This window comes from Caulobacter sp. GW821-FHT05F04 (genome assembly GCF_059419665.1).
Map to the genome: position 1 here is coordinate 359,008 of NZ_JBWKSF010000004.1, position 18,925 is coordinate 377,932.

Consider the following 18,925-nt stretch of genomic DNA (forward strand, 5'->3'; position numbering starts at 1 on the left):
ATGACCCAGAAGTCATTAGAGGCGAACAGGCCGAAACTCAAGCCTTCGCGGTCACCAGCCAGCAGGCCGAGTTCATCTCGGCGACGCCATCCTTCACGTAAGGCTCCAGCGCCTTCGTCACCGCTTCTCCAACCGTCTCGCGCACGGCCTCGTCCTGGCCTGTTAGGATCGGGTTCAGCGGACCGACGCGCAGGCTCATGGTCAGCAGCTCCTCGGCGCTGACCGGCGTCGGGTCGTCCAGCGGATCAACCACTACGTCGCGCCAGCCGCTCTGTTGCAGGATCGCCAGCACCCGGTCCGGATCGGCGAAGCCGAAGCGGCCCGGCGCGTCCTTCTCGAACTTCGGGAGGCTCGGCAGGAACGGCGCGGCGGCCGCCAGCGGGACCGTCGTGATGGCGTTGTCCTCGGGCCCGCGCCAGCAGGCGAAGGCCAGGCGGCCGCCGAGCTTCAAGGCCGCGCGCAGATTGGCGAAGGCCGCGACAGGATCGGGGAAGAACATCACCCCGAACCGCGAGACGATGGCGTCGAAGTCGGCCTTGAAGGCGTGGGTCTGGGCGTCGGCCTGCAGGAAGTCCACGCCCTCCAGACCATCCTCGCCCGCCCGGCGCCGCGCCAGCGCCAGCAGCGCCGGCGAGATGTCGACGCCGACCGCGCGGCCCGTCGGCCCCACGCGCCACGCCGCCTCGAAGGTCGTCGCGCCCGCGCCGCAGCCGACATCCAGCACCGCCTCGCCGTTGCGAAGGTCGGCCGCCTCGACCACCGCCCGGGCGATCGGCCGGTACATCCGGTCCAGCAGCCCCTGCTGCTCGACCCATACCTTCCCGGCGCGGTCCCAATAGGCCGCCATGTCCTGGTCGCTCACGCGCGTCTCCCTGTTGTTGCGATCGTCGTCTTCACGCATCCTGCAAGTTAAAGCGCACTTGAGGTCAAGCGGTGTTCGAGATTGATATTTCAGACCTGGCGAAACGGACCGGCGTGCGGGCCTCGGCCCTGCGGTTCTACGAGGAAAAGGGGCTGATCGCCTCGACCGGCCGGCGGGGCCTCAAGCGGCTGTTCGCCCCGGCCGTGATCGAGCGGCTGTCGCTGATCGCCCTGGGCCGGGCCTGCGGCTTCTCGCTGGACGAGATCGGCGGGATGCTGGACGGCCCCCAGCGAACCGGCCGAGACATCGACCGCGCGGCCCTTCGCGCCAAGACCGTCGACCTGGACCGCCGCATCGAACAGCTGATCCGACTGCGCGAGGGCCTGGCCCACGCCGCCGACTGCAAGGTCCCGCTACTGATGGACTGCCCGCATTTCCTGCGCCTCGTGAAGGCGGCGGGCCATCACCGCCGGCGGTACCGGGCGGAAGCGGTCTAGAGCATTTCCCGATCCAACTGGATCGGTAAACTGCTCTAGGCTCTTGTTTTAACGCATTTTCTGACGACGAACCGGTGTCCACTTCGTCGGAAAATGCTCTAGCGTCTTCTCACAGAGAGGCGTCGCGCAGACGTCGGCGGCGACCGCCCAGGGCGTCGGGGCGGTTCAGTTTCTTGCGGTACTCGTCGCGGCGCGCGTGGATCGAGGCGATGACCAGGCCCATCGGCACGCCGATATCGACCAGCACGGCCTCGGACAGCTGCAGCGAGGCCTCGATGGTCTCGGGCACGGCGTCGGTGGCGCCCAGCTCGTAGAGCCGCGCGGCGTGGTGGGCGTCGCGGGCGCGGACCACGATCGGCACGTCCGGCCGGGCCCCGCGCGCGGCGGCGACCACGGCTTCGGCCACCTCGAAGGCGTCCATGGTCACCACCACCGCCTTGGCCGTGGCCAGGCCGCAGCGCTCCAGAAGCTCGAGCCGCGAGGCGTCGCCATAATAGATGCGCTCGCCGTTGCGCCGTCCCTGCTCGACCAGACGCGCGTCGCGCTCGACGGCGATCCATGACAGCTCGTGGCGGCCCAGCATGTCGCCGACCAGCTTGCCGACCCGGCCATAGCCGATGACCAGCACCTGGCCGGCCGGCTCGGGACCGACGCGGTCCGGCTCGCGCGGCGTGGACGGCGGGGTTTCGCTGATCGGCAGCGGCGCGCTCTTGCGGCCCAGATACCCGCCCAGCGCCGCCAGGGCCGGGATCAGGAACATGGTCAGGGTGGCCGAGACCAGCACCGCCTGGCCCAGCGGCCGCGACACCACTTCGGCGTCGATGGCCTTGTCCAGCAGCACGAAGGCGAACTCGCCGCCGGCCGCCAGGATCAGGCCGGCCTCGATCGCCGCGCGCCGGTTCAGGCCCATGGCCAGGCCGCCGACGAAGACCACGGCCGTCTTCAGCAGCATCAGGCCGACCGCCGTGGCCAGGATCGCCACCGGCTGGGCGGCCAGCAGGGAGAGATCCAGGCGGATGCCCAGCGAGACGAAGAACAGGCTCAGCAGCAGGCCCTTGAACGGCTCGATCTTGACCTCGACCTCGTGGCGATACTCGGTCTCGGCCAGCAGGATGCCGGCGACGAAGGCGCCCAGCGCCATCGACAGGCCCGAGAGCGCGCTGACCAGACCCGCGCCGATGATCACCAGCAGGCAGGCGGCCATGAACATCTCTTCGCTCTTGGCCTTGGCGACGGACTTCAGCATGGGCCGCAGCGCCAGGCGCCCGACCAGCACGATCGCGCCCAGGCCCACGGCCGCGGGGGCCAGGGCCAGCAGGTCCTTGACCTGGAACGATCCATGGCCGCGGCCGAGAATGGCCAGGGTGATCAGGATCGGCGCCACGGCCAGGTCCTGGAACAGCAGCACCGAGAAGGTGGCGCGGCCGGCTTCGGAATGCAGGCGGCGGCGCTCGGCGAGCACCGGCACGGCGATGGCGGTCGACGACAGGGTCAGGGCCGCGCCGATGGTCAGGGCCGCCACCGGGCTCTGGCCCAGCAGCATGGCCACCGCGCCCAGGCCCAGCGAGCAGGCGATCACCTGGATCGCGCCCAGGCCGAACACCCATCGGCGCATCAGCCGCAGGCGCTCCCACGACAGCTCCAGCCCGATCATGAACAGCAGGAACACGACCCCGAACTCGGCCAGCTGGGCGATTTCGGCGGGGTTGTCGACGGTGACGTAGTCCAGCCACGGGGCGTAGGGGATGAACCGGCCCAGGCCGAACGGCCCCAGGATCACCCCGGCCAGCAGATAGCCCAGAATCGGATTGATTTTCAGCCGCTTGAAGAGCGGCGCGACGATACCGGCGGTCGCCAGGAACAGGACCAGGTCCTTGTAGCTCTCTGGTGAAACCTCGTGCGCCACGCGCCCTCCTCGTTGATCCTAGTCAGCTCTCTTCAGACGCACGCCCGCCCCAGCTTCACCCGCCGCGATCAGCGACACCCCGCCGGCCTCGATCGCGTCGATCAGGAGGCGCTCGGTGCTATGGTGCAACGCATGACGCTCGGTCTCGAAGTCCTTGACCGTGCTGCGCGAAACGCCCGCCTTGTCGGCAAGCTCGCCCTGGGACCAATTGATCAGCCCGCGAGCGGCCCGGCATTGCGCCGGAAGGAGAATTTTTGCGTGCGGCATCTGGCGTACCTGGGTTTTATCACCCATATTGGTTGAGTACGCCCGAAAAAGCTGATCGTCAAGGAGAGCCTTTGCACCACACCTCGCTGATCGCCACCATCGTCGCGGGTCTCGGTCTCGCTTTCATCTTCGGCGCCATCGCCAACCGGCTGAAACTGCCGGTGCTGGTCGGCTATCTGCTGGCCGGGGTGCTGGTCGGGCCGTTCACGCCCGGCTACGTGGCCGACCAGGAGCTGGCGCCCCAGCTGGCCGAGATCGGCGTGATCCTGCTGATGTTCGGGGTCGGTCTGCACTTCTCGCTGAAGGACCTGATGGCGGTGAAGAACATCGCCATCCCCGGCGCGGTCGTGCAGATCGCGGCGGCGACGGCGATGGGCCTGGGCCTGGCGGTCTTTCTGGGCTGGAGCGTCGGGGCGGGGATCGTCTTCGGCCTGGCCCTGTCGGTCGCCTCGACCGTCGTGCTGCTGCGCGCGCTTCAGGAGCGACGGCTGATCGAGACCGGACGTGGCAAGATCGCGGTCGGCTGGCTGATCGTCGAGGACCTGGCCATGGTGCTGGCGCTGGTCCTGCTGCCCGCCCTGTCCGGCGTGCTGGGCGGCGAGGCCCCGGCCAACCAGGCCGCTTCCGGTTTCCTGGGCGGCGGCGTCCTGGGCGCCTTCGCCATCACCATCGGCAAGGTCGTGGCCTTCGTGGCCCTGATGCTGATCGTCGGTCGCCGGGTGATCCCGTGGATCCTGCACCGCGTCGCCCACACCGGCTCGCGCGAGCTGTTCCGCCTGGGCGTGCTGGCCATCGCCCTGGGCGTCGCCTTCGGCTCGGCCGCGCTGTTCGGCGTGTCCTTCGCCCTGGGGGCCTTCTTCGCCGGCATGATCATGGCCGAGAGCGAGCTCTCCCAGCAGGCCGCCAACGAGACCCTGCCGTTGCGCGACGCCTTCGCCGTGCTGTTCTTCGTCTCGATCGGCATGCTGTTCAACTATCAAGTCCTGCTGGAGCAGCCGCTGGCAGTGCTGGCCACCGTGGCGATCATCATCATCGGCAAGTCGATCTTCGCCCTGGGCATCGTCCTGGCCTTCCGCCGCCCGATGAGCACCGCCCTGACCATCTCGGCCAGCCTGGCTCAGATCGGCGAGTTCTCGTTCATCCTGGCGGGGCTGGGCGTCTCGCTGAAGCTGCTGCCGCCCGAGGGGCGCGACCTGATCTTGGCCGGCGCCATCCTGTCGATCCTGCTGAACCCGCTGCTGTTCGCCCTGCTGGACCGCGTGCTGCCCAAGATGATCGCCAGGGAGCGCAAGGCGGCCGGCGAACCGCCGATCCTGGCCGCCGCCAAGCCGCACGCCCTGCTGGTCGGCTATGGCCGGGTCGGCAAGCTGGTGGCCGAGGGCCTAAAGGCCAAGACCCCGCTGGTCGTCATCGAGGATGATCCCGAGCGCGCCGAGGAGCTGCGCAAGGCCGGCTACGAGACGATCGGCGGCAACGCGGTCAAGCCCGAGGTGCTGCTGAAGGCCGGTCTCGACAAGGCCACCCACCTGTTCGTCGCCGTGCCCAGCCCGTTCGAGGCCAGCCGCATCATCGAACAGGCCCGCGCCGCCAACCCCAACTGCGAGATCGTCGCCCGGGCCTATACCGACGCCGACGTCGCGCTTCTCAAGCAGATGGGCGCCACCCACGCCCTGATCGGCGAGGAGGAGATCGCGCGCGGCATGCTCCTGCGCGCGCCGAAGAAGAAGCCGGCGGCGCAGACAGGGCATCACTAGCGTCCGCCAGCCAAGGGCTTCATAGGGCTGACGCCCGACCATCACTGAGGAGGAGCGCCCATGTCGCGTCCGTTCGCCATCGCCCTGACCGCCATCCTGGCCGCCGCCGTCGCCGCCCCGCTGGCTCACGCCGGCGACTACAAGCTCGGCGCCCTGACCATCCGCCAGCCCTGGAGCCGCCCGGCCCAGGCCGGCATGAACGGGGTGGGCTTCATGACCATCGACAACGCCGGCAAGACGCCGGTGACCCTCAGGCGGGTGGAAACCCCGGCCGCCGCCTCGGTCGAGATCCACCAGTCGGCCATGGTGGGCGGCGTCATGACCATGCGCGAACTGGACAAGGGCGTGGTGATCCCGGCCGGCGGCCAGGTCGCCTTCGCCCCCGGCGGCTACCACCTCATGATCCTGTCGCTGAAAGCGGCCCAGACCGTGGGGCAAAAAGTTCCCGTGACCCTGGTCTTCGACAACGGCCGCAAGGCGCGGGTCGACCTGGTCGTGCAACTGACCCCGCCGTCCGGCGGGCGGGCTCCAGCCATGGCCGAGCACAAGCACTGACGAGTCGAAAATGGGCTACATGAACTTTTTTTAAGGGAGCAAATATTCCGCGTCCGTGCAGATTGCCGGCCAGAGCCTGTCCGTTTCCGATGAAAATCGAAACGGACAGGCTCTGCCTCAAACACCTGGAGCGTGGCGGCCGCCGAAACCGCTCACACTTTCGGCTGCCGCGCTCCAGCTCACACCAACGGATGCGACTTCCATGAAACGAGTTTGGTTCGGCGCCGCGGCGATCGCGGCGCTGTCTCTGTCGGCCTTCGGGGCGCAAGCCCACGAGGAGCACCCCTGCGTCAACGACGCCTGCACGGTGCAATCGCTGCTGCCCTCGCTCGCCGAGGGCGTGGCCTCGGGCGACGTCACCTCGCTGGAGTCGCCGCGCTACGGGACCTGGGGTTTCGACCTCTCGGGCATGGACACCTCGGTGAAGCCGGGCGACGACTTCTACAAGTTCGCCAACGGCGCCTGGGACGCCAGGACGGTGATCCCGTCGGACCGCACCCGCTACGGTAACTTCGACAAGCTGGCCGAGCTGTCGGAAGCCCGCACCAAGGCCCTGATCGAGGCCGCGGCCGCCGACAAGGCCACCACCGGCGACAAGGCCAAGATCGGCGCCGCCTACCGCGCGTTCATGGACGAAGCCGCCATCGAGAAGCTCGACGCCGCCCCGATCAAGCCGTGGCTGGCCGGCGTCCAGAAGGTCAAGACCAAGGACGAGTTCACCGCCCTGATGGGCAAGAGCTCGACCACGCCCTATTCGGCCCTGATCGGCCTGGGCGTCTCGACCGACGCCAAGAGCCCGAACGCCTACGCCGTCTACGCCGCGACCGGCGGCCTCAGCCTGCCCGACCGCGACTACTATCTGGACGCCAAGTTCGCCGACAAGAAGACGGCCTATCTGGCCTATGTCGAGAAGATGCTGACCCTGGGCGGCTGGGAAAAGCCGGCGCAGAACGCCAAGGCCGTGGTCGACTTCGAAACCAAGCTGGCCGAGGCCTCCTGGAGCCGGGTCGAGCGCCGCAACCGCGACAAGACCTACAATCCGGCCACCCTGGCCGAGCTGCAGGCCCAGACGCCGGGCTACGACTGGAACCGCTACCTGGTCGGCACGGAACTGCCGAAGATCGACCGCGTCATCGTGACGACCAACACCTCGTTCCCGAAATACGCCAAGATCTATGCCGACACCCCGATCGAGACCCTGAAGGCCTGGCAGGTGTTCAAGGTGATCGACGGCGCGGCCCCGATGCTGTCCAAGCGCTTCGTCGACGCCAGCTTCGAGTTCCGCAACAAGACCCTGTCGGGCCAGCCCGAGCAGCGCCCGCGCTGGAAGCGCGGCGTCGCCCAGGTCAACGGCCTGCTGGGCGAAGCGGTCGGCAAGGAATATGTCGCCGCCTACTTCCCGCCGGCCTCGAAGGCCAAGATGGTCGCCCTGGTCGGCGACATCCGCACCGTCCTGAAGACCCGCATCGACGCGTCGGACTGGATGGGCGCCGAGACCAAGGCCAAGGCCCAGGACAAGCTAGCCAAGTTCACCGTCAAGATCGGCTATCCCGACAAGTGGCGCGACTATTCCAAGCTGGAGATCAAGGAAGGCGACGCCTATGGCAACGCCCTGCGCGAAGCCGCCTGGGACTATCGCCACGACGTCGAGCGCCTGAACCAGCCGGTCGACAAGACCGAGTGGGGCATGACCCCGCAGACGGTCAACGCCTACTACAACTCGGTCAACAACGAGATCGTGTTCCCGGCCGCCATCCTGCAGGCCCCGTTCTTCCATCCGGACGCGGACCCGGCCGTCAACTACGGCGGCATCGGCGGCGTGATCGGCCACGAGATCGGCCACGGCTTCGACGACCAGGGCCGCAAGTCCGACGGCGACGGCGTGCTGCGCGACTGGTGGACGGCGGAAGACGCCGCCAAGTTCGACGTGCAGAAGAACAAGCTGGGCAAGCAGTACTCGGCGTTCGAGCCCTTCCCGGGCATGCACGTCAACGGCGACCTGACCATGGGCGAGAACATCGGCGACCTGTCGGGCCTGGGCTTTGGCCTGGACGCCTATCACGTGTCGCTGCAGGGCAAGCCCTCGCCGGTCCTGGACGGCTTCACCGGCGACCAGCGCGTCTATCTGGGCTGGGCCCAGGTCTGGCGCCAGAAGTCGCGCGACGACGCGCTGAAGCAGCAGATCGCCAGCGACCCGCACTCGCCGGCCGTCTACCGCGTCAACGGCACGGTCCGGAACCAGCCAGGCTGGTACGCCGCCTTCGACGTCAAGCCGGGCGACAAGCTGTACGTCGCCCCAGCGGACCGCGTGAAGATCTGGTAGGTCCCGCGATCCAGCGGAAATGGGAAAGGGCCGGCGGAAACGCCGGCCCTTTTCGTGAGCGAAACAGACGACAGCCCAAAGCCGGAAAGCTGTCGTTCCAGGTGGCGGCGAAGGGTGGGCTGCGGACGTCAGCGGCGCGCTTCGGAGACCTGGATCATTAGGTCGGGGCGCTCATCAGGGAGCATGGCCCGCCAGGATTGTTTTACGCCGCTGACAGCTTCGAGCCGCAGTCGCATGACGTCTGCGGCCCTTCGTGAAGCGATCTCCGGGAAGGCCGCCGTGACAGCATCCAGCAGCCAGCCCTGGGGATTACTTTTCCGAAGCTCGATCGTCCTCGTCTCGGTGCCGCAGGTAATATGATAGCGGAAAAGCGGCATCTCGAACTCCGGCGGCAATGGCGGATATCACCAGACATCGCGATGGTCGCCAACGGGTGGTCTGCGGACGGCTAGGTGGTGATAGCCTCAACATGTCGCAACAGGAGGCGTCAGTGGCCTACTCAGAGATCGACGGCGTGATCCGAGAATGGTCCGAGCGGCATAGCCTTACGCTCAGCACTGAGTTCGGAGGCCAAGAACGTCGCTTTTGCTATGTCTCGGGCGGCTCAGAAGAGTGCTTCCAAGTCTCTATCGAACCTCCTGAGTCAGGAAGAGTTCTAGTGAACGCTTGGTCGGTCGAGACCATCGATGACGCGGAATTGCATGAGTCTTGGACGGTTGAAATCCGCGATCTGCCTCAGTCGTTGGAAGTGGCACTAAGGCAGGTAAGCGCGTGGAATGCTCGGCCTAAAGGCCCGGCAACCTGGGGAATGTCCGACTAGGGTCGGGAGCCGACGTGAGATACTTCCCCGCGATGCGGGGAGCTGTCGCGAAGCGACCGAGGGGGCGAACTGGACATTGGGCGGGGGGAGGCTCTGTCCGCGAAACCGATCTGGTTTCGCGTTCGGTGCGCGCACGCCCTCTTGGCGCCCGCTGGTTCGGTAGGATGCGAGCGGATTGCCTGGCAGTCCGCGCCTGCCTTCCCCCCCGGGCGGATGGAAGGGCTCCCGCTACGAGGACGGGAACGACGGCGCCCTGGGGTTGGACCTAGGTCAGCGTCCCCCAGGCGTGGCCGTCGCCGTAGACGCCCACAAGGTCGACATTGAGCTTGGCGTCGCCGTCGGCGAAGTCGTTGAGGAAGGCGGTGTTGGCCGCCGCGTAGCGGCCGGTGTTCTCCAGCACCGCCGCGGCCAGCAGCCAGCCGATGATCCCGGCCTTGGCGCCCTCCGCCGAGCCCGCGAAAAGCTCGAAATAGTGCAGGCGGGTCATGTCCTGGCCGACCTGATCGTAGAGCAGGTGCTGGATCTTGTCGTTCGTCAGGGTGACCCCGAAGATCTCCTTATAGGCCTTGGTCAGGGTCTGTTCGGCGTTCAGCGCGCCATAGTTGGTCTCGAACCAGGCATGGGCCTGGCCCTGGGGCGAGGCCAGGTTGACCGCGAAGTTGATGTAGCGGTTGTCGACGTTGAACGCCTGATAATAGGCGTCGCTCAGGTCGCTGGCGTTGACGGTGTCCGCCGCATGCAGCAGGTACGTCAGCCCCGCCGCCGTCGGCGTCTTGCCGGTGAAGAACGCGTAGGTCATCACCGCCACCGACGTCGTCCCGGCCACCAGCTTGTTCAGGTCGGTGACCGTCGAGCCGTCGACCATCTTCAGCGTCTCGACACCGAGGATGGTGTCGTCGCCCTCGAAGCTTGCGGCCAGCAGGCCCGCGCCGCTGTGGGTGAAGATGTAGTCCTTGAGGTTGCCGCCCATCAGCACAGTGTCATTGCCCACGCCGCCGTCCATCAGGTCGTTGCCGTCGCCGCCGAACAGCGTGTCGTCGCCGGCGTCGCCATAGAGCTTGTCGTTGCCGCCCTTCGATCCGACGGTGTCGTCGCCGCCGCCGCCGTGCAGGATGTCGTCATCGGCGCCCAGCACGATGTACTGGTTTTGGTTGTCGCCGAAGACCACCTGGGATCCGTCGCCGCCGCCGACCTTGGTGGCGCCGACGATGGTCACGAAGTCGATGTTGTTGAGATTGATGACCGTGCCGGACGGCAGCTTGGTGACGTCGAGCACCAGGGCCGTCATGACGCCGTCCGTGGGCGGGCCGCCGTCGAAGGTGAGGGGGGTGTTCGACGGGGCTCCCGGCGACACGGTCGGGGTCACCGACTGCACCAGGATGCGCGAGTCGCTGGTCAGGCTGGAAAGGAAATCGCCGCCGGCCCCGGTCTGGCTGTTGTTTCCGCCCGCGGCCACGATAGCCGTGATCAGGTTGTTCAAAGAGCTTCCCGCTGTTTCCGGCTTGTCGCTGCCGGTGACGGTCATGCTGAAGCCCACCGGCGCCGACACCGACAACAGCGACTGGCCGTTCTCGGTAAACAGCGGAATGTCGGCGGTCTGGTCGGTGGCCGAAGGCGTGACCGGCGCGATGACCGTCGTCTGGGTCACCGAGCCATCGGCGTTGGCGGTCTTGGTCACCTCCACCGGCGCGCCGTCGATCACCGTACCGGTCGTGGTCGACGGCGGCGTGCTGCTGCCGACAGTGACCGTCGTCGAGGCGACTGACTCGGCCGCTCCGTGACCATCGGTGTAGCTGGCCACGACACTGATCGTCTTGCCGACGTCGGCGCCGGTGAGCACGAGCGTGGCGTTCGTCGCGCCGACGATGTCGGCCCCGCCCGCCTTCCACTGGTAGTGGATGGTTCCGACGCCATCGGCGTCGGCCAGGGTGTTGCCGGCCGTCAAGGTCTGCCCATCGACCGCCGCGCCGGCGATCACCACCGCGCCGGTCGGGAGGTCGTTGACGTTGGCGACCGTCGCGGTGGCGGCGCTGGTCGCCGACTCCGAGAAACCCTGTCCGTCGGTGTAGCTGACCACCACCTGGACCGTGGCGCCGACGTCGGCGTCGCCCAGCGTATAGGTCGCCTGGTCGGCCGCGCCGATGCTGACATAGCCGCCGCCCGTGTCGCGCCGCCAGTCGTAGTGCAGCGTCCCCAGGCCATCGCCGTCGGCCAGGGTCGAGACCGCGGTCAGGACCTGGTCCTCGGTCGCCGTCCCCGTGATCGACGCCCCGCCGGTGTGCGGATCATTGACCCCGGCGATGTTGGCGGTCGCGACGCCATTGACCGTCTCGGCCGCGCCCTTGGCGTCGGTGTAGCTGACCACCACGCGGATCGCCTTGCCGACGTCCGCGTCGCCCGGGGTGTAGGTCGTCGCGTCGGTCCCGACATCGTCGTAGCCGGCGCCATTGGACCTTTGCCACTGATAGTGCAGCGTCCCCAGGCCATCGCCGTCGGTCAGGGCCGCGGTGTTGACCGTCAGCACCTGGCCCTCGGTCGTCGCGCCGGTGATCGTGACCGCGCCGGTCGGGAGGTCGTTGACGTTGGCGATGTTGACGATCACCGCGCCGCCGGCCTGGGACGTGGGACCCGAGCCCTGACCGCCGCCGGGCGAGCCGTCATCGAGCAGGTAGTTGAGCGTCACGCTGGGCGGCGGCGCGTCGCTGCCATTGGTGTAGGTGATATGGTTGATGACGTCATTGACCCGCGCCGTGGTGGCGGATGCGCCCGAGCTGGTGAAGCTGATCGTCAGCGCGCCGCCGCTATTGGTGAACGTGGCGAACGTCAGCCCGCCGACCTGAAGGTCGCCGCCGGAGACCGTGAACGATCCGCCGCTGGCGAAGGCGAAGCTGTCGGCGGCGTTGGCCGAGGCGCGCTGCACCGTGAAGCTGGCGCCGCCGTAGTCGCCATTGCCGCCGTTGCGGGCGTCCAGCTCCAGGTCCGACACCGCCAGCGCGCCCAGCAGCGTCGCCGCCGTCTGCTCGGTCGCGCCGACCGCGGTGGCCGTGGCCGGCGCGACGGGGGTGTCGTTGGTCGCCGTGATGGTGGTGGTCAGGGTCAGGCTGGTGTCGCTGAAGCGGGTCTGACCGCCGTTGACGCTAACGTCCAGGAGCGCGCCGGCCGTCACCGCGCCGCCCGAGCTGTCGATCAGATAGGCGGTCAGGGCCGGCGTCGTCCCGTTGTAGTTGGCGGCGGGCAGGAAGCGGACCAGCGTGCCGGCCGCCAAAGCCAGGGCGGCGCTCTCGGTGGGCGCGCCGATCGTGACCCAGGCGCCGTTGAAATATTGCCAGACGCCTTCGCTGGTGGCGGCGTTGCCGGTAATGGCCACGCCGGCCAGGGTGTCGCCGCCGTCGATATCGGTGAAGTGCGCGCCGAAGATCGTCGAAACGTTCTGGCCGCCAGGCGCGGCGGTGTCTTCGTCGACGGCGGCCAGGGTGGCCGAGCCGGTCGGGATCGGGGCGTCGTTGGTCGCGGTGACCGTGACGCCCAGCGTCATGGCCGCGCCATACTGGCTCGAGCCGCCCGTGACGGTCAGGTCGGCGGTCGCGCCGGTGGTCACCGCGCCCGCCGAGTCCTCGATCATGTGGACGGTCAGGCTGGGCGGCGAGCCCGAATAGTCGGCCGCCGGCGCGAAGCGCACCCGGGCGCCGGCGTCGAGGATCAAGGCCGAGGCGGTCGAGACGGCCGGCAGGTCATGCCAGACCGCGCCGTCATAGTACTGGTAGACCCCCTGGGTCGCGGACGCCGTGTTGGCCGTCACCGCCACGCCCGCGAAGGCGTTGGCCGAGCTGCCGCCCGACACCGTGTCCTTGGCGTCCGAGAAGTGGCTGCTGAACAGCGAGCTCACCGTCTGGCCCGCGCCCGGCGCGGAGTCCTCGCCGATGCTGGTCAGGGCGACGGCCGCGCCGCCGGTGGTGACCGGCGCGTCGTTGACCGCCGTGACGCCATGGTCCAGCACCACCGTTCCGGCGCTGTAGACCGTCGAGCCGCCGTTGGTGGTGGTGGCGACGATCGCGCCGTTGGTCAGCGCGCCGCCGCTGGCGTCCACGACCCGCGCCGTCAGGGTCGGGGCCGGACCGTTGAAGTCGACGGCCGGCGCGAAGCGGATCGCCGTCGAGGCGGCCAGCAGCACCGACGCCGCGCCCGAGGCCGCGCCGACGTTCACCCAGGTCGCGCCGTTCCAGTACTGCCACTGGCCCGTGCCGGCGGCGGAGCCGTTGGCGACGATGGCGACGCCGGCGAAGGCGTCCGAATCGGTGTCGCTGTACTGACCGCTGAACAGGGACGAGACCGTGTTGGTCAGGGTCGTGGGCGAGACGTCCTCGGTGGTCGCCGCCAGGGTTTCCGTGCCATCGCCACCCACGGTCGGGGCGTCGTTCACGCCGAGGACGGTGATCGCGTAGCTGTCGCTGTCGCTCTTCACGCCGTCCGCGCCGGAGCCGCCGCCATCGCTGGTGACGACGGACAGGGAATCCGTCCCGCTGAAGCCATTGTCGCCGAGATAGACGAGGCCGTTCGACGCCGCCAGGGTGGCGTTGATCGCCGCCTGCGTGCCGGTGATCGTGACGCTGGCCGTGCCATTGCCGGTCATGCCGCCCGCGGTCAGGCCGCTGGCGACATTGGTCAGCAGGGTGAGCACGCCGTTCGACACGCCGAGCGTCATCGTCATGGTCTGCGACGCCAGGGCGTCGACATCGCTGATCTGCAGGCCGGTGATGGCGATGTTCGCGCTTTCGGCGCCCGTGGCGCTGGTGACCGCGCTGTTGACGGGCGCGTCGTTGACGCCGCTGATGTTGAGCGTGGTCGTGCCGGTGTTGACCGTCGATCCGGCCATGTCGGGCGTGCCGTCATTCAGCGTCCAGGTGATGGTGCGGCTGGTGTTGGCGCCGTGGTTGGTCGGGTTGTCGCCCGTGGCCCAGTAGCTGACACCGGCCAGGGCCGTCTGGTAGTGAGCCAGGGTGTCGTAGCCCGACAAGGTCAGGGTCTCGGTCGCCGCGTTCCACGACACGGTGATGTTGGTGGTGGCGATCGTGCCGGTGATCTGGCCCGATGATCCGTAGCCCAGGTGATCGTCGGCGGCGCTGGTCTCGCCGGTCGCGAACGTGCCGCCGGTGATCCGCACCGTGGCGCTGGTCAGGTAGCCCCCGTCGCTGTCGGCGACGGTCGGCGCGCCGGTCAGCAGCGTGGTCTTGGTCGCCGCCTGCTCGACGGCCGCCACGCCCGTGCCGGTCAGGCCGCTCAGCACCGGCAGCTGCGCGAAGGTCAGGCCTTCGATATTGGCGCCGGAATGGGTGAAGCCCGGCGAGAGGCTGTCGATCAGGGTGGCCGTCGTGCCGGCCCCGTCCAGCTGGAAGACGTAGATGACGTCGTCCGTGTCCGAACCGTTGGTTTCCTCGCTCTCGATATAGAGCTGGCGCAGGTTCGGATCGAACGTCATGTCGGCGGGATAGAAGGCGCCGCCGCCCGGCATGCCGACCAGGCTCACCTGCGTGGCCGTGCCGTTGGAGGCGTTCTCGCTGATGTACCAGAGCGCGTTCTCGGCGGCCGTGTAGTTGCCGCCGCCGGACGGGTTCTGGGAGTGGGTCACGAAGTAGACGAGGTCGGTGCTCTCATCGACCTCGATGTCGCCGAAATAGCTGCTGCCGTCCGGGAACTGCGACTGGGCGACCAACTGGGTATGGACGTTCGGGTTCGACAGATCGAGACGGAAGACGCCCGCCGCCAGGCCATCGATACGCTCGGTGTAGAACAGGCGGCCGATCGAGGAATCGAGCGCGAAATCCTGCGGGTCGAGGACGAAGTAACCGCTTTCATCGGCGCGGTCGTCGCTCACGGCCGTGGTCAGGAAGCCGTTATCCGTCAACGCGCCGGCCGCGTCATAGCTGTAGACGCGGATGCCGCTCTGACTGCCGTCCGGCGGGACCGTGCCGTCCTGATAGCCGGCGTAGATCTTCCGGTTGACCGCATCGACCTCGATCGTGTTGACGATGATATTGGTCGGGAAGGTCACGACGGCCGTCGGCGCCGCCGCGCTGCCGATCTGGCCGCGCACCAGGACGGCGTGGTCGTTGTTCTGGCTGCCGATCACCGCGAAGTAGAAGCCCGCCGCCGTATCGACGCCGATGTCGGACGTGAGCGACGAGCTGAACTGGTCGTCGCCCGCACCGCCCACGCCGTTGCTGGCGACCGTGGTCTGGCTGGTTCCGTCGCTGTTGATCCGGTACAGGCGGGTGTCGGAATCGCCGCCCTCGGTGAACACCCAGAGCTGACCCGTCAAGGCCGCGCCACCGGCCCGTTGCGGAGCGTTGTCGGTGTTGCCGTCACCGTTGGTGTTTACATGCGCCATGGATCAACCCCAAATTTGAACAGGCGCGCGGCGTGGCGCCTTGAAACTATCGGGCTGTCCTGGATGGCGAAGATTCTCGCGGGCGCTTACTAAACGTGCTTGCCCCAAGAACAATATTCACTCGGCTCCACGAATCTCCTGGCCGATGCACTGTTCAACCCTGGGTTTTTGCCGTTGGCAACTGACGCAACCCAAGATATTCACCACACTTAATTGGCGAATATTTAACTCAGAGACCGGATAGGCAACGTATTTGTTGTTCGTGACTCCGAATGTCCTTAGCTCTTCCCACCCATGTGTCGTGATTTCGACATCCGGCTTTCCGTTCCCGACCGCCATTTCGCTTTCTGGCGCGCGTGATGTTCTTGCCATAGTCAAAGCACGTCTGAGACTTTTGCCCAGCCATCGCCATTTTGGCCGCGAAAACACATTGGCGTCTTTGACTGAACGTGCCACTAATCTTGCACCAGCGTGCCAATCTGCCGGTTGCGTGATATATTCAAGACAACCATGGCGATATCTTCACTTCCAACGCCGTGTCCCGGACCCGCCGCGCGCCACGAGACCGACGCGCCGTCCGAGACCTCCGCGCCACGCGTGGAGTGGATGCTGTCGGGTCATCAGGGGGCGGAGCGCTACCGGTCCGGCATGGCGCCGCTGCTCGACGTGGCGCTGCCCGACGACATGGTCTTTCATGATCATCTGCGGGGCTATCACCTGGGCCCGGCCGTGGTCGCCCGCCGCCGATCGTCGGCCCGCATCCTGACCCGCACGCGCGCCCTGGCCCGGCTGGACGGGGTCGACTCCGTGCAGGTGATCCTGCAGCTGTCCGGGACATTCCAGGTCGATTGCGACGGACGCGAGATCGGCGGCGGCCCCGGCGCGATCCGCATGCTGGACATGGGCCGGCCCTTCAGCGTGACCGAGAGCGACGGCGAGATGATCGAGCTGAGCCTGGCCCGCGAGCGGCTGGACGCGGCGACGGGCGGCCGCGACGCTCACGGCCTGGTCTTTCCCGACGGCGCCGCCATTACCCGGCTGCTGGTCGCCCACCTGGAGGGTCTGGCCCGGGCCGCGCCCGAACTGACCCCGAACGAGGCGGCGGCCGCCGCCGACGCGGCTTGCGCCCTGGCCGCCGGCCTGATCGGCGGCCGGACCGGCCTGGATCCAGCCCAGCACGGTCCCGTCGAGGGCCGGCTGTTCGCCATCGCCCGCCGCTATATCGACGCCCAACTGGACAGCCGCGACCTGACCCCGACCGCCATCGGCGCGCATCTGGGCGTCTCGCGCCGGACGCTCTACCGCCTGTTCGACGGCAAGCACGGCGTCGCGGGCTACATCCAGCAACGTCGCCTCGACCGCGCCTTCAGCGCCATCGCCCAGCATGCGCCCCCCGCGGCCTCGCTGGCCGAGATCGCCTATGCCCACGGCTTCCAGTCCGAGGCCCATTTCAGCCGCGCCTTCCGCGCCCGCTTCGACATGCGCCCGGGCGAGGCCCGCAGCTTCGGCCAGGACGGCCGCCGCCCGGTCGAGGTCGCCGGCCAGTCCGAGATCGACAAGCTGCTGTCCTGGCTGCGGGGACTTTAAAGGCGCCGATGACCGCCCCCCTGTCGCCCACCCAGGTCGAGCCGCTGGCGACGGAGCAGGCGGCCGCCCTCGATCGCGACGGCTATCTGCTGCTGCGCGGCGCCGTGCCCGAGGCCTGGCGCCAGGGCCTGCGCGACGCGTTCGACGCCGGCGTCGGAACCCCGGACCAGTGGGGCGCGCCCAAGGGGCCGGGCTGGCGCCACGCCCTGGTCGATCTCGATCCCCTGGTGCGGCGGACGTGCCGCGCGCCGGCCCTGCTGGCGGCGGCCGGGCGGCTGGTGGGCGGTCCCTTCTATTTCAGCCAGGTCGAGGGCCGCGAGCCCCTGCCCGGCGCCGGCCACCAGCCCCTGCACCGCGACGGCCTGGGCAAGCGCTGCGTCGCCGCCCTGATCTTCCTGGACGCCTATGGTCCGGACAACGGCGCGACCCGCGTGGTCCCGCGCCCGCTCGACCACGGCGCGCTGGATGAGTCCCTGGCGCGGACCCTGGCCGGCGAGGCGGGGGACATCTTGGTGTTCGACGCCGACCTGCCGCACGGAGCCACCCGAAACCGCGTCGGCGCGCGGCGGCGCTCCCTGCTGCTGAGCTTCCGTCCGGAGGCCGACCGGGCGGTCGACGCGGCCACCCGCGCCCTGCGCACCGTGCGGATGGACACCGCCGAGGTGTTCGTTCCGTAGCGGCCGGGGGCGTCAGTCGGTCGCACCCCGGAGACCCCGCCCGCAACCCTCGATTAACCATCGTGGCGCTTACTCGAACCTTCCGGCAACCTTGAGCGATCCGCTTTGGTTCATTCGTCCGCTCTCCTCTCGGCCGTTGAGGCTTTGGGCCCGTCACCGCAGGACGCCCCCGTCCCGGTGGCGCGGCCGTTCATGCCGTCGGCCGAGGCGATCCTGCCGTATCTTCAGCGGATCGACGCCAAGCGCTGGTATTCCAATTTCGGCCCGCTGCTGATCGAGCTGGAAGCCCGCCTGGCGGCGCGGTTCACGCGTCCGACCCTGGCCTGCACCGCCGCCAACGGCACCCAGGCCCTGACCCTGGCCCTGCTGGCGCTGAACGCCAAGCCGGGCGGCCTGTGCCTCATGCCGGCCTGGACCTTCGTCGCCACGGCCCATGCCGCGATCCAGGCGGGTCTCGTGCCCTGGTTCGTCGACGTCGATCCCGTCACCGGCGTGCTGGACGCCGACCATGTCCGCGAGCGCCTGGCGCACGCGCCCGGCCCCGTCTCGGCGGTGATCCCGGTGGCGTCGTTCGGCCGACCGCTGGACCCCGCGCCCTGGGTCAGGTTGCGGGAGGACACCGGCCTGCCGGTGGTCATCGACGCGGCCGCCTCGTTCGACAGCGTCGGCGCCGCCCCGGTCCCAACCATGGTCAGCCTGCACGCCACCAAGTCGCTGGGCGTCGGCGAAGGCGGCTTCATCGCTTCCGAAGACCCAGCCTTCATCGCCCGCTTCCGGGGCCTGACCAGCTTTGGCTTCATGGGCGACCGCGAGGCACGGTTCCCAGCCAACAACGCCAAGCTCAGCGAATATACCTGCGCGGTCGGTCTGGCCGCCCTGGACCAATGGACCTCGACCCGCACGGCCTACGCCGCCACGGCCCAGCGCCTGCGCATGGCCCTGCTGCACACGCCGTCGGTCGTCTTCCAGCCCGGCTGGGGCCCGGAGTGGGTGTCCAGCACCTGCGTGGTCGAGCTGCCGGCCGGTTCCGCCGACACCGTCGAGGCGGCGCTGCGCGCGCAGGGCGTCGACACCCGCCGCTGGTGGGGCGCGGGCTGTCACACCAGCCGGGCCTTCGCGTCCTGCCCGGCCGATCCGCTGCCCGTCACCGCCCGCCTGGCGTCGGCGACCCTGGGCCTGCCCTATTTCGCCGACATGACGCTGGACCAGGTCAACCGCGTCGGTCTCAGCCTCGCGCAAGCCCTGGCCTGAGCCCGCGCTGCGACGCCGCGCCGCATCCGCGCGGCCTTATG

The 18,925-nt window shown here is 68.7% G+C and carries 12 protein-coding genes; 7 read left to right on the forward strand and 5 right to left on the reverse strand.

From position 1 onward, the window contains the following. Positions 1 to 37: 37 nt before the first annotated feature. Entirely contained in the window at positions 38 to 901 is an 864-nt protein-coding gene (locus AC07R7_RS13255; protein WP_494635460.1) for a class I SAM-dependent methyltransferase, read from the reverse strand. Positions 902 to 933: 32 nt separating this feature from the next. Here AC07R7_RS13255 and AC07R7_RS13260 point away from each other — a divergent pair, with 32 nt between their 5' ends. Continuing rightward, positions 934 to 1,359, forward strand: a complete 426-nt coding sequence (locus AC07R7_RS13260; protein ID WP_494635461.1) for a helix-turn-helix domain-containing protein — start codon at positions 934 to 936, stop codon at positions 1,357 to 1,359. A 109-nt stretch (positions 1,360 to 1,468) separates the two neighbouring features. Here the strand turns inward: AC07R7_RS13260 and AC07R7_RS13265 are convergent, their stop codons facing one another. Together AC07R7_RS13265 and AC07R7_RS13270 are read right to left on the reverse strand one after the other, a co-directional pair. Further along, positions 1,469 to 3,265, reverse strand: coding sequence for a cation:proton antiporter domain-containing protein (locus AC07R7_RS13265; RefSeq protein WP_492887187.1), 1,797 nt, complete (start codon positions 3,263 to 3,265; stop codon positions 1,469 to 1,471). Positions 3,266 to 3,283: 18 nt separating this feature from the next. Then, the gene (locus tag AC07R7_RS13270) at positions 3,284 to 3,532 is read right to left on the reverse strand and encodes a helix-turn-helix domain-containing protein (protein WP_494635601.1); all 249 of its coding nucleotides are present in this window, start codon (positions 3,530 to 3,532) and stop codon (positions 3,284 to 3,286) included. Between the two features lie 71 nt (positions 3,533 to 3,603). Between AC07R7_RS13270 and ybaL the strand changes: the two genes are divergently transcribed. From ybaL to AC07R7_RS13285, 3 genes are all read left to right on the forward strand, one after another. Continuing rightward, positions 3,604 to 5,286 carry a YbaL family putative K(+) efflux transporter gene (gene ybaL / locus AC07R7_RS13275; protein WP_494635462.1) on the forward strand — a complete coding sequence of 561 codons (1,683 nt, stop codon included), beginning with the start codon at positions 3,604 to 3,606 and terminating at the stop codon, positions 5,284 to 5,286. A gap of 60 nt (positions 5,287 to 5,346) precedes the next feature. Next, positions 5,347 to 5,841 (forward strand): copper chaperone PCu(A)C, encoded by a 495-nt coding sequence (locus AC07R7_RS13280; protein ID WP_492887189.1) that lies wholly within the window; start codon positions 5,347 to 5,349, stop codon positions 5,839 to 5,841. Between the two features lie 202 nt (positions 5,842 to 6,043). Further along, positions 6,044 to 8,164 (forward strand): M13 family metallopeptidase, encoded by a 2,121-nt coding sequence (locus AC07R7_RS13285; protein WP_494635463.1) that lies wholly within the window; start codon positions 6,044 to 6,046, stop codon positions 8,162 to 8,164. A 128-nt stretch (positions 8,165 to 8,292) separates the two neighbouring features. On the opposite strand, the gene AC07R7_RS13290 is transcribed toward AC07R7_RS13285, so the two are convergent. After that, positions 8,293 to 8,541, reverse strand: coding sequence for a hypothetical protein (locus tag AC07R7_RS13290; protein ID WP_494635464.1), 249 nt, complete (start codon positions 8,539 to 8,541; stop codon positions 8,293 to 8,295). A gap of 708 nt (positions 8,542 to 9,249) precedes the next feature. Next, positions 9,250 to 15,369 carry a hemolysin-type calcium-binding protein gene (locus tag AC07R7_RS13295; RefSeq protein WP_494635465.1) on the reverse strand — a complete coding sequence of 2,040 codons (6,120 nt, stop codon included), beginning with the start codon at positions 15,367 to 15,369 and terminating at the stop codon, positions 9,250 to 9,252. A 510-nt stretch (positions 15,370 to 15,879) separates the two neighbouring features. Between AC07R7_RS13295 and AC07R7_RS13300 the strand changes: the two genes are divergently transcribed. From AC07R7_RS13300 to AC07R7_RS13310, 3 genes are all read left to right on the forward strand, one after another. After that, a complete protein-coding gene (locus AC07R7_RS13300) occupies positions 15,880 to 16,956 on the forward strand; it encodes a helix-turn-helix domain-containing protein (protein ID WP_494635466.1) in 1,077 nt (358 codons plus the stop codon). A gap of 8 nt (positions 16,957 to 16,964) precedes the next feature. Beyond that, positions 16,965 to 17,633, forward strand: coding sequence for a phytanoyl-CoA dioxygenase family protein (locus tag AC07R7_RS13305; protein WP_492887194.1), 669 nt, complete (start codon positions 16,965 to 16,967; stop codon positions 17,631 to 17,633). A 192-nt stretch (positions 17,634 to 17,825) separates the two neighbouring features. Further along, positions 17,826 to 18,884 carry a DegT/DnrJ/EryC1/StrS family aminotransferase gene (locus AC07R7_RS13310; protein ID WP_494635467.1) on the forward strand — a complete coding sequence of 353 codons (1,059 nt, stop codon included), beginning with the start codon at positions 17,826 to 17,828 and terminating at the stop codon, positions 18,882 to 18,884. Positions 18,885 to 18,925: the final 41 nt, after the last annotated feature.

Coding starts and splice junctions, on each gene's coding strand:
- AC07R7_RS13280 (WP_492887189.1), top strand. CDS start 5,347: ATGTCGCGTCCGTTCGCCATCGCCCTGACCGCCATCCTGGCCGCCGCC.
- AC07R7_RS13305 (WP_492887194.1), top strand. CDS start 16,965: ATGACCGCCCCCCTGTCGCCCACCCAGGTCGAGCCGCTGGCGACGGAG.
- AC07R7_RS13255 (WP_494635460.1), bottom strand. CDS start 901: ATGCGTGAAGACGACGATCGCAACAACAGGGAGACGCGCGTGAGCGAC.
- AC07R7_RS13310 (WP_494635467.1), top strand. CDS start 17,826: ATGCCGTCGGCCGAGGCGATCCTGCCGTATCTTCAGCGGATCGACGCC.
- AC07R7_RS13285 (WP_494635463.1), top strand. CDS start 6,044: ATGAAACGAGTTTGGTTCGGCGCCGCGGCGATCGCGGCGCTGTCTCTG.
- AC07R7_RS13270 (WP_494635601.1), bottom strand. CDS start 3,532: ATGCCGCACGCAAAAATTCTCCTTCCGGCGCAATGCCGGGCCGCTCGC.
- AC07R7_RS13300 (WP_494635466.1), top strand. CDS start 15,880: ATGGCGATATCTTCACTTCCAACGCCGTGTCCCGGACCCGCCGCGCGC.
- AC07R7_RS13295 (WP_494635465.1), bottom strand. CDS start 15,369: ATGGCGCATGTAAACACCAACGGTGACGGCAACACCGACAACGCTCCG.
- AC07R7_RS13290 (WP_494635464.1), bottom strand. CDS start 8,541: ATGCCGCTTTTCCGCTATCATATTACCTGCGGCACCGAGACGAGGACG.